This is a genomic window from Clavibacter sp. A6099, assembly GCF_021919125.1.
In the GTDB taxonomy this organism is placed as follows: Bacteria; Actinomycetota; Actinomycetes; order Actinomycetales; family Microbacteriaceae; genus Clavibacter; species Clavibacter seminis.
The window spans coordinates 1,014,892-1,028,503 of record NZ_CP083439.1 but is presented as its reverse complement, the minus strand read 5'-3'; the positions used below and the strand labels follow the sequence as shown (position 1 = coordinate 1,028,503).

The 13,612-nt window shown below is 74.2% G+C and carries 14 protein-coding genes; 2 read left to right on the top strand and 12 right to left on the bottom strand.

What is annotated here, in order from left to right:
- The first annotated feature begins 53 nt into the window (after positions 1 to 53).
- A complete protein-coding gene (locus KYT88_RS04890; RefSeq protein ID WP_043584490.1) occupies positions 54 to 1,397 on the top strand; it encodes an MFS transporter in 1,344 nt (447 codons plus the stop codon).
- On the opposite strand, the gene KYT88_RS04885 is transcribed toward KYT88_RS04890, so the two are convergent.
- The 8 genes from KYT88_RS04885 to KYT88_RS04850 all read right to left on the bottom strand — a co-directional run bounded on the left by KYT88_RS04885 (position 1,360) and on the right by KYT88_RS04850 (position 8,127).
- Positions 1,360 to 2,208 carry an ABC transporter permease gene (locus KYT88_RS04885; RefSeq protein WP_081840903.1) on the bottom strand — a complete coding sequence of 283 codons (849 nt, stop codon included), beginning with the start codon at positions 2,206 to 2,208 and terminating at the stop codon, positions 1,360 to 1,362. The genes KYT88_RS04890 and KYT88_RS04885 overlap by 38 nt on opposite strands.
- The gene (locus KYT88_RS04880; RefSeq protein ID WP_043584489.1) at positions 2,205 to 3,038 is read right to left on the bottom strand and encodes an ABC transporter permease; all 834 of its coding nucleotides are present in this window, start codon (positions 3,036 to 3,038) and stop codon (positions 2,205 to 2,207) included. Before KYT88_RS04880 ends, KYT88_RS04885 begins: the two co-directional genes overlap by 4 nt.
- A complete protein-coding gene (locus KYT88_RS04875; RefSeq protein WP_041464267.1) occupies positions 3,035 to 3,961 on the bottom strand; it encodes an ABC transporter ATP-binding protein in 927 nt (308 codons plus the stop codon). Before KYT88_RS04875 ends, KYT88_RS04880 begins: the two co-directional genes overlap by 4 nt.
- 76 nt (positions 3,962 to 4,037) lie before the next feature.
- A complete protein-coding gene (locus tag KYT88_RS04870; RefSeq protein ID WP_051629257.1) occupies positions 4,038 to 4,784 on the bottom strand; it encodes an ABC transporter permease in 747 nt (248 codons plus the stop codon).
- Positions 4,781 to 5,542, bottom strand: a complete 762-nt coding sequence (locus KYT88_RS04865; protein ID WP_043584487.1) for an ABC transporter permease — start codon at positions 5,540 to 5,542, stop codon at positions 4,781 to 4,783. The genes KYT88_RS04870 and KYT88_RS04865 overlap by 4 nt, the downstream gene beginning before the upstream one ends.
- On the bottom strand, positions 5,539 to 6,279 hold the full coding sequence (locus tag KYT88_RS04860) for an ABC transporter ATP-binding protein (RefSeq protein ID WP_043584484.1): 741 nt from the start codon (positions 6,277 to 6,279) through the stop codon (positions 5,539 to 5,541). Before KYT88_RS04860 ends, KYT88_RS04865 begins: the two co-directional genes overlap by 4 nt.
- A 61-nt stretch (positions 6,280 to 6,340) precedes the next feature.
- Positions 6,341 to 7,009, bottom strand: a complete 669-nt coding sequence (locus KYT88_RS04855; RefSeq protein ID WP_043584482.1) for a response regulator — start codon at positions 7,007 to 7,009, stop codon at positions 6,341 to 6,343.
- Positions 7,006 to 8,127, bottom strand: a complete 1,122-nt coding sequence (locus KYT88_RS04850) for a sensor histidine kinase (protein ID WP_051629256.1) — start codon at positions 8,125 to 8,127, stop codon at positions 7,006 to 7,008. Before KYT88_RS04850 ends, KYT88_RS04855 begins: the two co-directional genes overlap by 4 nt.
- Positions 8,128 to 8,334: 207 nt before the next feature.
- Here KYT88_RS04850 and KYT88_RS04845 point away from each other — a divergent pair, with 207 nt between their 5' ends.
- Complete coding sequence (locus tag KYT88_RS04845; protein WP_043584480.1) at positions 8,335 to 10,260, top strand: ABC transporter ATP-binding protein; 1,926 nt, start codon at positions 8,335 to 8,337, stop codon at positions 10,258 to 10,260.
- 73 nt (positions 10,261 to 10,333) lie between these two features.
- Here the strand turns inward: KYT88_RS04845 and KYT88_RS04840 are convergent, their stop codons facing one another.
- From KYT88_RS04840 to KYT88_RS04825, 4 genes are all read right to left on the bottom strand, one after another.
- On the bottom strand, positions 10,334 to 10,702 hold the full coding sequence (locus KYT88_RS04840) for a DUF2834 domain-containing protein (RefSeq protein ID WP_043584479.1): 369 nt from the start codon (positions 10,700 to 10,702) through the stop codon (positions 10,334 to 10,336).
- 136 nt (positions 10,703 to 10,838) lie between these two features.
- Complete coding sequence (locus KYT88_RS04835; protein WP_043584477.1) at positions 10,839 to 11,186, bottom strand: DUF2834 domain-containing protein; 348 nt, start codon at positions 11,184 to 11,186, stop codon at positions 10,839 to 10,841.
- Between the two features lie 66 nt (positions 11,187 to 11,252).
- Positions 11,253 to 12,053, bottom strand: coding sequence for a TrmH family RNA methyltransferase (locus KYT88_RS04830; protein WP_043584475.1), 801 nt, complete (start codon positions 12,051 to 12,053; stop codon positions 11,253 to 11,255).
- A complete protein-coding gene (locus KYT88_RS04825; RefSeq protein WP_043584474.1) occupies positions 12,053 to 13,528 on the bottom strand; it encodes an NAD-dependent succinate-semialdehyde dehydrogenase in 1,476 nt (491 codons plus the stop codon). Before KYT88_RS04825 ends, KYT88_RS04830 begins: the two co-directional genes overlap by 1 nt.
- Positions 13,529 to 13,612: the final 84 nt, after the last annotated feature.

Here is a 13,612-nt window from a genome sequence, read left to right as displayed (position 1 = left end):
ACCGCCGCGCCTGCCGCTACCGTGGGGAGGAGACGACCGATCGGAGGCCGCCCGTGCCCGACCCCGACCGCCGCGCGCGCGACCCGCGACCTCCGCTCCTGATCTCCCGCTCGTTCACGCTCATCTGGCTGGCGCAGGCGCTCTCCGCCTTCGGCGAGTACGTGCTGGCGGCGACAGTGACCGTCTGGCTCGCCACGGGCCTCGCCCCCGGCGACCCGGCCCTACCGCTCTACATCGGCGCGGTCATCGGCGCGACGAGCCTTCCGCGCCTCGTGCTCGCGCCCATCGCGGGCGTGCTCGTCGATCGCTGGCCCGCCCGCCGAGTGATGGTCGCGGCCGACCTCGCGCGGGCCGCGCTGCTCGTGCCGCTCATGGTGATCGCCGTCACCGGTCCGACGCCCCTGGTGATCGCCGCCGTGATCACGACGCAGCTGGTCATCGGCTGCGTGTCGCAGCTCTTCGACCCGGCGCGCGCCGCGCTCGTGCAGGTCGTCGTCCCGGCGGATCGCCGCGCCGCCGCCGCCGGACGCTCGCTGCTCGCGAGCACGGGCGTCGGGATCCTCTCCGGCCTGACCGGCCCGGCCGTCTACGCGCTGCTCGGCCCGGAGCCCGCGCTCGTGATGGACGCCGTGTCGTTCCTCGCGTCGGCCGCGCTGGTGCTCGCGGTGCGCGAGCGCGGGGCCACGGCCGCCGACACCGGGTCGCCGGTCGCGGAAGGCGGCGCGCACGCGCACGGCACGGTCGCTTCCGCGGGAGCCCGGTTCCGCGCCGAGCTCGCCGCCGGGATCCGCATCGTGCGGGCCTCGCCGCGCCTCCGGATCCTCGTGGCCGGCCTCGCCGCCTACGGCGTGACCCTCGGCGTCAACAACGCGACCCTCGCCCTCCTCGCCCTCACCACGATGGGCCTGACGGCGGCGGAGTACGGCGTGGTCACGGCGATGTTCGCGGTCGGCGGCCTCGTCGGAGCGCTGACGGCGCCCGCGCTCGTGACCCGCATCCGCCCCGAGCGCGCGGTCCCGGCCGCCCTCGTCGCGCTCGGCGCGACCTACGCGGCCTACTCGACCGTGCGCGCGTTCCTGCCCGCGGCGATCCTCATGGGGATCGCGGGCCTCGTCTTCGCGGTCTTCCTCGTCTCGCAGGGCCCGATCCTCCAGGGGGAGGCACCCGTCGGGACGATGGGCCGGGTCTCCTCGCTCACGTCGACGGTGCTGGCCGCGTCGTCGCTGCTGGCCACGGTCGTGACGGCGCAGGCGCTCGCCCTCCTGCCGCCGTCCGCGCAGCCGTCCGCCTACCCGGTCGCGGTCGCCACGGCCGCCGTCGTCATGGGCGCCGCCGGCCTCGCGCTCGTCGCGGGCGGCCTCAGTCGAGGAAGAGGATCCGCAGCCGCCGCGTCGTGAAGACCAGGCCGATCGCCGTCATCACCGCGAAGTAGAGCACGTGGCCGACGACCGCGAACGAGAGCGCGCCCGTCGTGAAGCCGCGCACGAGCTCCACCGCGTGCCAGAGCGGGAGCGCCTGGATCACCGTCTGGACCCATGCCGGGTACACCGACAGCGGATAGAAGGTCGCGGAGAACAGGAACATGGGCAGCAGGATGAAGTTGATCCAGTCCATCTGCTGGAACGTCTTCATGTAGCTCGTCACGGCCATGCCGAAGCTCGCGAACGCCAGCGCGACGAGCACGACGGACGGCAGCGCGAGGATCGCCCACCACGACAGGTTGAGGCCGAGCACCTGCATCACGACGAGGAAGCCCGACGAGTAGACGACGCCGCGGAGCAGCGCCAGCGAGATCTCGCCGAACGCCACGTCGAGCGGCCCGAGCGAGGTCGCGAGCATGCCCTGGTACAGCTTCGAGTGGTTCATCTTGAAGAAGACGTTCCAGGTGGAGTCGTACACGGCACCGTTCATGGCGGAGACCGCGAGGAGCGCGGGCGCGATGTAGGCGGCGTAAGGCACGGGCTGGCCGGTGCTCGTGGTCACGTCGCCCACGAGCGAGCCGAGGCCGATCCCCATCGCGAGCAGATAGAAGACCGGCTCGAAGAAGCCGGAGAGGACGATGGTCCAGTTGGTGCTGCGCGTGGCGAGGAGGCCGCGGGACAGGACCGAGCGGGCGTTGCCGGCGTAGAGCGAGCGGGGGCCGCCGCGGCTGCGACGCGCGGCGGGCGCGGGCGCGGGGGCGTTCGCGGGCATCGTGGATCCGGTCATGCGCGCAGCCTCCTCGTCGCGACGCGGCGCGACAGCGTCCAGCCGACCGCGAGCCAGAGCAGCAGGTACGCGACGTGCGCGACCGTGAGCCAGAGCGGCTCCTGCATGCCGTAGGTCGCGACCCGGCCGAGCTCGGTGCCGTGCCAGAGCGGCGAGATCCAGCCGATCCACTGCAGCCACACCGGGAACTGCGTGAGCGGGAAGAACGTGCCCGAGAACAGCGACAGCGGCGTGATGACGAAGCGCATCACCATCGCGATCTGCCCGCTGTCCTGCGTGAGGGTCGCGACGTAGGCCATCAGCATCACGCCGATCGCCATGCCCGTGAGCACGGCGGCGCCGATCGCGAGGAAGCCCGTGCCGAGCGGCACCGCGCCGAACAGGAGCATGAACGCGAAGTAGGCGATGCAGGTGGGCGCCATGCGGATCGCGACGCCGATGACCTGGCCGTCGATGATCTGGGCCGGCGTGAGGGGCGACGCGTTCATCGCCTGGAACACGGGGTTCCACTTGAACCCGCCGAAGATCGGGAAGCTGAACTCCTCGCTCGCGACGGTCATGGCGCTGGTCGCGAGGAGCGCCGGCGCGACGAAGACGAGGAAGCTGACGCCGAGGGCCTGGTTCGCGTCCGTGCCGCGGTCGACGACCGTGGCGAGGCCCACGCCGAGCGCGTAGAGGTAGACGTAGGGGCTCGCGATGCCGGTCGCGAGCGCCGTGCCGAGGTAGGCGCGGATCCCCAGCAGCCGGTGCTCCGCCGCGTACCAGGCGCCGAAGCGGCGGGGGCGGACGCCGCCGGCGACCGCGGCCTGCCGGGTGTCGACGGCGCTCACTCGACCAGGCTCCGGCCCGTGAGGCGGAGGAAGACGTCCTCGAGGCTGGAGCGGCGCACGAGCGTGGTGATGGGCTTCAGGCCCTGCTCGAGGATCCGGCTGAGCACGGCCTCGCCGTCGGACGCGTAGACGAGCACGCGGTCGGGCAGCACCTCGACCCGGTCGCCGTAGCCGGCGATCTCGCGCGACGCGGACTCGTTGCGGTCGGAGCCGAAGCGCACCTCGAGCACCTCGCGGCTCGAGTGGTCGCGGATGAGGGACGCGGGCGACCCCTCGGCCATGATGCGGCCCTCGTCGACGACGACGATCCGGTCGCACAGCTGCTCGGCCTCGTCCATGTAGTGCGTGGTGAGCACGAGCGTCGTGCCCTGCTCCTTGAGGCGGAACAGGCGGTCCCAGAGGATGTGGCGGGCCTGCGGGTCGAGGCCCGTGGTCGGCTCGTCGAGCAGCAGGATCCGCGGGTCGCTGATGAGGGCACGCGCGATCGTGAGGCGCCGCTTCATGCCGCCGGACAGGTCGTCGACCTTCGCGTTCGCGCGGTCGCTCAGCTGCGCGAACTCGAGCAGCTCATCCGCCCGCGCCGCGACCTGCTTGCGCGGCAGCCCGAAGTAGCGGCCGTAGACGATGAGGTTGTCGCGCGCCTTGAGCTCCAGGTCGAGGTTGTCGGCCTGCGGCACGACGCCCAGCTGCGAGCGGATCTCGGGGCCGTGCGTGTCGGGGTCGAGCCCCAGGATGTCGAGCGAGCCGCCCGTGCGCGACGAGACCGCGCCGATCATGCGCATGGTCGTGGACTTGCCGGCGCCGTTCGGCCCGAGCAGGCCGAAGGACTCGCCGGGCGCGACCTCGAACGAGAGGCCGTCGACGGCGACGTGGTCGCCGTACTTCTTCACGAGGCGGTCGGCGGTGATGACGGGGGTGGGCACGATCAGCCAGCCTAGGGAGCGGAGCGGGTTTCCACCATGGGCGGGAATGCCGGGTCGCGGCCGTCGGCCGCGCGGCTCAGGCGTCTCGGCGCAGCAGGGACAGCGCGGCCGCGGCACCCAGCGCCCCCGTCCACGCGAGCATGACCAGCGCGCCCGGCACCGGATCCAGCAGCCCCACCCCGGGGTAGGCGGTGAGCAGCTGGATCCCGGCGAGGTCCGGCAGGTACCGCACCGCAGGCACGAGCCCGACGAGCGAGACCGTGAGCCCCAGGACGAGCGGCACGAGGACCACGAGCGGCACCACGAGCGACCGCGTGAGCACGGTGACGGACGCGGCGATCAGGCCGATGAGCGCGAAGTTGACGACGACCCCGACGAGGTTCCCCGCCATCCCGGCGGTGAAGTCGGACACGGGCAGGCCGTCGTCGCCCCGCGCCGCGTGCGCGAGGAGCACCGCCGCGCTCGTCCCGACGAGCGCCACCACGGCGGCGAGCGCCGCGACCACCACGGCCTTCGCGGCGAGCACGACCCCGCGTCGCGGTACCGCCAGCAGGGTGGACCGCAGCTGCCCGTCCACGTGCTCGGTGCCCGTGAGGAGGACGGCCGCGAGGATCACGAGCGGCTGCGCGAGGCCCGCCGTGGAGAAGCCGAGGGACTCCACGGGGACCGCGCCCGCGGCGCCGGGAGCGGCATCCACCGCGAGCGCCTGGACGACGGCGACGATCGGAGGGACCAGCACCGCGGCGAGTGCCGTCGCCTGCACGCTGCGCAGCGTGCACGCCTTCGTGACCTCCATGCGGATCGCCCGCCGGACGGCGCTCATGCGTCCCGCCTCGCGAACACCACGAGCGCGGCGCCGAGGAGCACGACGGCCCACGCGGCCTGCACCAGGCCGCCCGCCACGGGCGGGAGGTGCGCCCCCGCGGCCGGGTCGGAGTACATGGCCGCACCCGCCGTGATCGGGAGGAACCGCGCGCCCGCCCACGCCCCGGCGAGGAGGTCGCCGATGCCGACCACGAGCGGCAGCAGGAGGATCAGCGGGAGGATCGCCGTCCTCGCCAGCGACCCGACCGCGAACGCCATGAGCGCCGTGAGCACCCACGCGAGCGTCACGCCGCCGAGGTGCGCCCAGATGGCGGGCGTCAGCCGCCACGGGTCGACGTCGCCGCCCGAGGACGCATGGGTGATGACGATCGCCCCCCACATGGTCAGGAACGCGACGACCGCGGTCACGACGGCCAGCAGGGAGGCCGACACGACGAACACGGGGACGCGGCGCGGGGAGGCGAGCAGCGTGCTGCGGATCTGCCGCCCGGCGCCGTGCTCCCCGCCCGCCCACAGCGCCCCGAGCGCCACGATGAGGACGTAGCCGAAGCCCGCCATCTCGAACCCCTGGTACTCGGTCGGGATGGGGACGGAGGAGAACAGCCGCGGGTCGTCAGACGGGATGTCGGCACCGGACGCGGCGTTCGTCCACGCCATGGGCCAGGTGGCGAGGATCGCCACGCCTGCGACGACCGGCATCGCCCGCAGCGTGCGCGCCTTCGTCAGCTCGGAGGCGGCCAGGCCCCGGACGCTCATGCGCGATCCCGGGACGCCACGTCGCCGGACCGGTGGTCGGCCCCGTCCTCCGTGAGGGCGAAGAACGCGCTCTCGAGCGAGTGGAAGCCCGTCGTGATCTCCGCCGACCCGCCCTGCGCGACCACGCGTCCGCGCGCGATGACGACGAAGTCGTCCGCGGTGTCCTCCATCTCGCTCATCAGGTGGCTGGACACGAGCACCGTGCGTCCCTCGTCGGCCATGCCGCGGAGGAACCGGCGGATCCACCAGATGCCGTCCGGGTCGAGGCCGTTGGTGGGCTCGTCCAGCACCAGGATCTGCGGGTCGCCGAGGAGCGCCGCCGCGATGCCGAGCCGCTGCCCCATGCCGAGGGAGAGGCTGCCGACGCGGGTGCGCCGCTCGTCGGGGAGGCCGACGACCTCGAGGACCTCGTCCACGCGACGGCGCGGGATCCCGTTGCTCTGCGCCATCCAGGTGAGGTGCGCGGCGACGGTGCGGCCGCGGTTCGCGCCGGGCCCGTCGAGCATCGCGCCGACCGTCCGCAGGGGATCGCGAAGGGCGCGGTAGGGCACGCCGCCGATGAGCGCGGTGCCGGAGGTGGCCGCGTCGAGCCCGAGCAGCACGCGCATCGTGGAGCTCTTGCCGGCGCCGTTGGGGCCGAGGAGGCCGGTGACGCGGCCGGGCTGCACGTCGAAGGAGACGTCGTCGACGTGCGTCCTGCCGCGGCGGCGCTTGACGAGGTGGGAGATCTGGATCATGGGGCCAGTCGATCGGCGCCGTGCCTCCCCGTCATCGTGCAAGTGTTGACGAAACTGCGGATCAGCCGCCCACGATCCCCCACTCGTAGCCGAGGACCACCAGCTGCGCGCGATCCCGCGACCCGGTCTTGGTGAGGAGGCGACTGACGTAGGTACGCACCGTCGCGTGCGTCACGAAGAGCTGCGCCGCGATCTCCTGGTTCGACCGCCCGCGGGCGATGAGCTCGAGCGTCATGCGCTCCCGCCGCGTCAACCGGTCCGACCGGGGATCGGGCGGCGTCGGCGCGCGTCCCTCCCCCGTCGCCAGGCGCATGACGCGCGCCGTCACCTCCGGGGAGAGGAGCGCCTGCCCGGCGTGCACCAGGCGCACGGCGCGCACGAGCTCCGCGGGCGGGACGTTCTTGAGCAGGAAGCCGGAGGCACCCGCGCGGAGCGCGCCGTCGACGTGCGCATCCGCGTCGAACATGGTGAGGACGACGATGCGCGGTCCGTCGGCCCGCTCACGCAGGCGCCGCGTCGCCTCGATCCCGTCGACGCCCGGCATGCGCACGTCCATGAGCACCACGTCCGGCCGCGTCTCGGCCACGACGCGGACGACGGCCGCTCCGTCGGCTGCCTCCCCCACCACGGCCATGTCCTCCTCGGCGTCGATGAGCAGGCGGAAGGATGCACGGAGCGGCTCCTCGTCGTCGACGACGACGACCCGGATGGGCGGCGACGTGCCGGTCACGAGCGCGACCCCGGTTCCTCCGCGCCGGCCGGCCGGGGGATCACCGCGTCTACCCGGACCCCGGAGCCCGCCGCGTCGCGGACGGCGAGGCCGCCGCCGAGGAGCGCCACCCGCTCCCGGAGGCCCCGCAGGCCGTCGCCCTCCGTCAGGGGCGCCCGGCCGACGCCGTCGTCCACGACGGACACCCGCACGGCGTCGTCGTCCGTGTGCACCGTGACGTCGCAGCGCGCGGCCCCGGCATGGCGGATCACGTTGGTCACCGCCTCGCGCACGACGTGGTGCACCGCGACGCGCTCCTGGCCCCGCAGGATGTGGAGGCCCTCGGCGGCGAGCGTCACGGCGATGCCGGCCGCCTCGGCGGCCGCGACGGTCTCCCGCAGTCGGGCGGGCAGCGCGCCGTCGGGGATGAGCTCGTCCGGCCCCGCGCGCGTCGCGGCGAGGAGGAGCCCGAGCTCGGCGACGCCGGACCGCGCCGTCCGCTCCACCTCCGCGAGGGTCGAGCGTAGCGCGGCCGCGTCGAGCGTCGTCACGTGCGCCGCGACTCCCGCCCGCACCCCGATCGCGCCCAGCGAGTGGGAGAGGACGTCGTGGACGTCGCGCCCGATGCGGGCGCGCTCCGCGAGCACCCCGTTCTCGACGGCGAGCCGCTCCGCGCGACGCGCGGCGACGCCCGCCGCCGCCGCACCGCCCAGGACGACCAGGCTGAGGAGCGCGCCGCGGATCCCGTCCTCGAAGGCGGGCGCGGCCACGAGCGCGAGGAGCCCCACGACGACGCCGGCGGCCACCGCGACCACCGCCGCCGTCCGTGCGGGACCCGGTCGGTCCGACGACCGGGCGACGGAGTGGAGGGCGACGGCGGCGAGCACGAACGGATCCCCCGTCAGGCCGGCGGACCAGGCCGCGGCGGTGGCCGCGGCGGCGACGGCGAAGGCCGCACGGGGCCGCCGATGCCGCAGCAGCATCCCGCCCGCGGCAGCAATCGCGAGCGCGACCTGCCACGCCAGGAGGACGCCCCCGCCCGCCGGGACCGTCATCCACAGCACGAGCACCACGAGGGCGGCCGCACCGAGGTCCACGGCGACGCGGACGGGCGGACGCGACGCTGCCGATCCCTGCATGTGCGTCCTCCGCGCTCGGATGTCCCGCTGCCACCCTCCCACGACCCGATGCCCGCCGGGCGGAGGGCGGACCCGCAGCCGCCGACGCGTAGAGTCCTGAAGGCGGCGCGATGCATCCGGCACCGGGTGTCGTCGCCTCGGCAGCGGCCACCGCCCGACGCCCGGGCCCGTCGCCGCGCACCGCACCCACCACCCGGGAGAACACGCATGAGCACCGCCCGTCCCGAGACCGCCGCCGCACCGCGCGCCCGCTCCCGCAACCCGTTCGCCCGCCGCGACTCCGCCGACGACGGACCCCGCGCGCGCTTCTCGGAGCTGCTGCCGTACATCCTCGAGCAGCGCGGGCTCATGGCCTTCGTCGTGGTGCTGAGCGTGCTCGGCGCGGCCGCGAGCCTCGGCCAGCCGCTCCTCGTGCAGCGCGTCGTCGGCGTGGTGCAGGAGGGCGGCCAGCTCGGCGTGCTCGTCTGGGCGCTCGTCGGCCTGGTCGTCGTGTCCGGCGTGCTCTCCGGCTACCAGCACTACCTGCTGCAGCGCATGGGCGAGGGCATCGTCCTCTCGTCGCGCCGCACGCTCGTGCGCCGGATCCTCCGCCTCCCCATCTCCGAGTTCGACACCCGCCGCACGGGCGACCTCGTCTCGCGCGTCGGCTCCGACACGACGCTCCTCCGCGCGGTGCTCACGCAGGGCCTCGTCGAGGCGATCGGCGGCGCGGTCACGTTCCTCGGCGCGATCATCGCGATGTTCATCATCGACCCCGTGCTCCTCGGCCTCACCGTGCTGGTCGTCGCCGTCTCGGTCGTCGCGGTCGTGGGGCTGTCCGGGCGGATCCGCGTCGCCAGCCAGCGCGCGCAGCGGAAGGTCGGCGACCTGGCCGCTAGCGTCGAGCGGGCCATCGGTGCCATCCGCACGGTCCGCGCGAGCAACGCCACCGACCGCGAGATCCGCACCATCGAACGGGACGCCGAGGGCGCGTGGGAGATGGGCATCAAGGTCGCGAAGGCGTCGGCCGTGGTCGTGCCCATCGCCGGGATCGCGCTGCAGGCGTCGTTCCTCGTGGTGGTCGGGGTGGGCGGCTACCGCGTCGCGGCCGGGGCCATCACGGTCGGCGACCTCGTGGCCTTCATCCTGTTCCTCTTCCTCATGATCATGCCGCTCGGCCAGGCGTTCGGCGCCGTGACCGCGGTCAACCAGGCGCTCGGCGCGCTCGGCCGGATCCAGGAGATCGTGAAGCTGCCCGTCGAGACCGACGGCGACGCCGCTCTCGCCGGTCGCCTCCGCGACGGCGCGCCCGCGGCGGACGACCGCACGGACGCGCCGGCCGTGGAGCTCGTGGACGTGCGGTTCGCGTACCCGGTGGCGGCGGATGCGGACGCGGACGCGGCCACCGCATCCGAGGGACCCGCGTCCCCCGCGGACGCCACGGACGCCGCACCCGGCGCCGACCGCACGGGCGGCGGCGTCCTCCAGGGCATCAGCTTCCGCGCCGAGCGGGGCGCGCGGATCGCGCTGGTCGGCCCCTCGGGCGCCGGCAAGAGCACGATCCTCGCCCTCATCGAGCGCTTCTACGACCCCACCTCCGGCGTCGTCCGCGTCGGCGGGCGCGACATCCGCACGCTCGACCGCGAGGACCTCCGCCGCCAGATCGGCTACGTCGAGCAGGATGCCCCCGTGCTCGCCGGCACGCTCCGCGAGAACCTCACCCTCACCGCGTTCGACGCGACCGACGAGGACTGCGTGAAGGTGCTGCACGCCGTGAACCTGACCGAGGTGCTCGCGCGCAACGAGCTCGGCCTCGACGCGCCCGTGGGCGAGGACGGCATCATGCTCTCCGGCGGCGAGCGCCAGCGCCTCGCCATCGCGCGCACGCTGCTCTCGGCTCCCCCGATCCTGCTGCTCGACGAGTCGACATCCAGCCTCGACGGCCTCAACGAGCAGCTGCTCCGCAAGGCGATCGACGCGGTCGCCGAGCACCGCACGCTCATCGTGATCGCGCACCGCCTCTCGACCGTCGTCGACAGCGACCTCATCGTGGTCGTCGAGAAGGGCCGCGTCGTCGGCACCGGCACGCACGCGGAGCTCGTCGTCTCGACGCCGCTCTACCGCGACCTCGCGAAGCACCAGCTGCTCGTCTAGCGGGCGCCCACGGCGCCCTCGGCCGGCCACGGCGCGGCGGATGCGCGGTGCCGCTCCGCGCGCGTGGCGGCGCTCAGACCGGCGGCGTCGGCTCCGCCCGCTCCGGCGCGCTCAGGTGCATCTCCCGCGCCGCGAGGAACACCGGCAGGGCGACCGCGAACGCGACGAGCGGGGCGAGCAGCACGTAGATCCAGACGCGGCGCATCCGCAGCCTGCGCCCCTCGACGACGATGAAGACGACGCTCGCGACCGCGGCGATCAGCAGGTCCCACGAGAGCGACGAGACGGACGGACCGCCGGCGGAGAGGTCCGCGAGGAAGTCGCGGCCCTCGGTGACCACGCGGATGTTCGCCGACCACGTGAGCACGAGGCCGGCTGCCGCGAGCACGAGGTAGACGACCGCGAGGCGCGTGGGGCGTCGGCGTGCGGAACGCGTGCTCATGGGGACCCCATCTCATCGGTGAGGCAAGGCTACGCGGCGGCCTGCCGGTCCGCGCGAGCCCCGCGGAACCGGTCGCGGGGCGGCGCGGTCCGAGCTGCCCGCTCGAGGAGGGATCCGCCCGCGCTGCCTGCGGCGATCAGCCGGGCGACGCCTCCGTGCGCACCCGCATCTCGCGCACGCCGAGGAACAGCGGGAGGGCGAACGCGAGCGCGACGAGCGGGATGAGCACCACGAAGATCCACGCGAACCGGATGCCGAGGCGGCGCCCCTCCACGAGGATGAGCACGACGGCGGCGATCGCGGCCATGAGCACGTCGGCCGTGAGCGAGGACACCGACGGGCCGCTGCCGAACCAGTCGCCCAGGTAGTCGCGCCCGGACGTGATGGCGGTGATGTTGTAGGTCCACGTCACCACGACGCCGGCGAGCGCCACCACGAGGTAGGCGTAGGCGAGCGGGGTGGGTCGGCGCCAGCGGTAGGTCATGTCGGTCTCCTCAGGTCGGTGCGGCACCATGAGGATAGCGGCAGTCTCTTGTGGCCGCGGACGGCGTCAGGTCAGCGCGTAGAGCGCGACCGCGCTGGCCGCCGCCACGTTGAGCGAGTCGATGCCGTGCGCCATGGGGATCCGCACGACGGTGTCCGCCGAGCTGATCGCCTCCGCGGACAGCCCGGGCCCCTCCGACCCGAGCACGATGGCGAGCCGCTCGTGCTCCTCGGCCGGGAAGTCCCGGATCGACACGGCGCCCGGGGTCAGCGCCAGCGCCGCGACGTGGAAGCCGGCGTCGGCGAGGGCGGCCCGCGTCTCCGGCCACTCCCCCGTTCGCGTCCACGGCACCTGCAGCACGGTGCCCATGCTGACGCGGATGGCGCGACGGTAGAACGGATCCGTGCAGCGCGGCGTGACGAGCACCGCATCCGCCCCGATGGCCCCGACCGAGCGGAAGATCGCGCCGACGTTGGTGGGATCCACCACGTCCTCGAGCACCACCACGCGCCGGGCGTCCGCGAGCAGCGACGCGACCGAGGGGAGCGCCGGCCGGTCGAGCGACGCGACGACGCCGCGGTGCAGCACGTACCCGGTGAGCTCCGCGAGCAGCTCGCCCGGCCCGGTGAACACCGGCACGTCCCGGTCGCCGACCAGCGCGAGCGCCTCGTCGACCGTGCCGCCCAGCGCGAGCACGGACCGCGGCGCGTGCCCGGCCCGGAGCGCCCGCTCGAGCACCAGCGCGGACTCGGCCAGGTAGATCCCGTGGCCCGCGCCCTCGGCCTTGCGGAGGGCGACGTCGGTGCGGTGGCTGTAGTCGGCGAGCCGCGGATCCGCGAGGTCGTCGACCGGGACGACGTGCGCCACTACGAGGCGAACGGGTCGGGCGTGAGCGTGTACTTCGTGTTCAGGTACTCGTGGATCCCCTCGAGCCCGCCCTCGCGACCGAGCCCCGACTGCTTCACGCCGCCGAACGGCGCGGCCGCGTTGGAGATGACGCCCATGTTGAAGCCCGTCATGCCCGTCTCGAGCCGCTCGATCATGCGCTGCCCGCGCGCGAGGTCGCGCGTGAAGACGTAGGACACGAGGCCGAACTCGGTGTCGTTGGCGAGGCGCACCGCGTCGTCCTCGTCGTCGAAGGGCACGATCGCGACCACCGGCCCGAAGATCTCCTCGCGCAGGATGTCGCTGCCCTCGGCGACGCCCGTGATGAGGGTCGGCGGGTAGAAGTGGCCGGCACCGTCCTGCGGCTCGCCGCCCGCGCGCACGGTGGCGCCGCGATCGACCGCGTCGCGCACGAGGCGGTCGGCCTTGTCGACCGCGCGGCCGTCGATGAGCGGGCCGACCGTGACGCCCTCCTCGGTGCCGCGGCCTATGCGCATCCGGTCGATGCGCTCCTGCAGCCGGTCGGCGAAGGCCTCCGCGATCGACGCCTCGACGATGAAGCGGTTCGCCGCCGTGCACGCCTGCCCGACGTTGCGGAACTTCGCCGCCATGGCGCCGTCCACGGCCTTGTCGATGTCGGCGTCGGCGAAGACCACGAAGGGGGCGTTGCCGCCCAGCTCGAGCGAGACGCGCAGCACGTTCTGCGCGGCCTGCGCGCCGAGCTGGCGACCGACGGGCGTGGATCCGGTGAAGCTCAGCTTGCGCAGCCGCGGGTCGGCGATGAGCGGCCCGGTGACGTCGGCGGCGCGGGTGGTGGGGATCACGTTGAGGACGCCAGCGGGCAGCCCCGCCTCCGCCAGCAGCTCGGCGAAGCGGAGCGTGGTGAGCGGCGTGAGGTCGGCCGGCTTGATGACCACGGTGCAGCCCGCCGCGAGCGCCGGCGCGATCTTGCGGGTCGCCATCGCGAGCGGGAAGTTCCAGGGCGTGATGAGCAGCACCGGTCCGACCGGGTGCTGCGACACGATCATGCGCCCAGTGCCCTCGGGGTTGGTGCCGTAGCGGCCCGTGATGCGCACGGCCTCCTCCGAGAACCAGCGGAGGAACTCGCCTCCGTACGTCACCTCGCCGAGCGACTCGGCCAGCGGCTTGCCCATCTCGAGCGTCATGAGGAGCGCGAACTCGTCCTTGCGCTCCTGGAGCAGGTCGAACGCGCGGCGGAGGATCTCCCCCCGGGCACGCGGCGCGGTCGCCGCCCACGCCGCCTGCGCAGCCACCGCCGCGTCGAGGGCACGCGCGCCGTCCGCGGGGCTCGCGTCCGCCACCCGCGCGATGACGGCGTCGGTCGCGGGATCCCGGACCTCGAACGTCGCGTCGCCCTCGGCGTCGACCTGCTCGCCCCCGATGAGCAGGGTGGTGGGCGTGCCCGACAGGAGGTCGGTCTCGGTGGATGCGGTCATGCTGTCCTCGCTTCTTCCGTGCGGTGTGGTGCTGATGCTCGTGCCCGTGGTGCCGCGGGCCTCTGTGCCGCGGGCCGTGGTGCG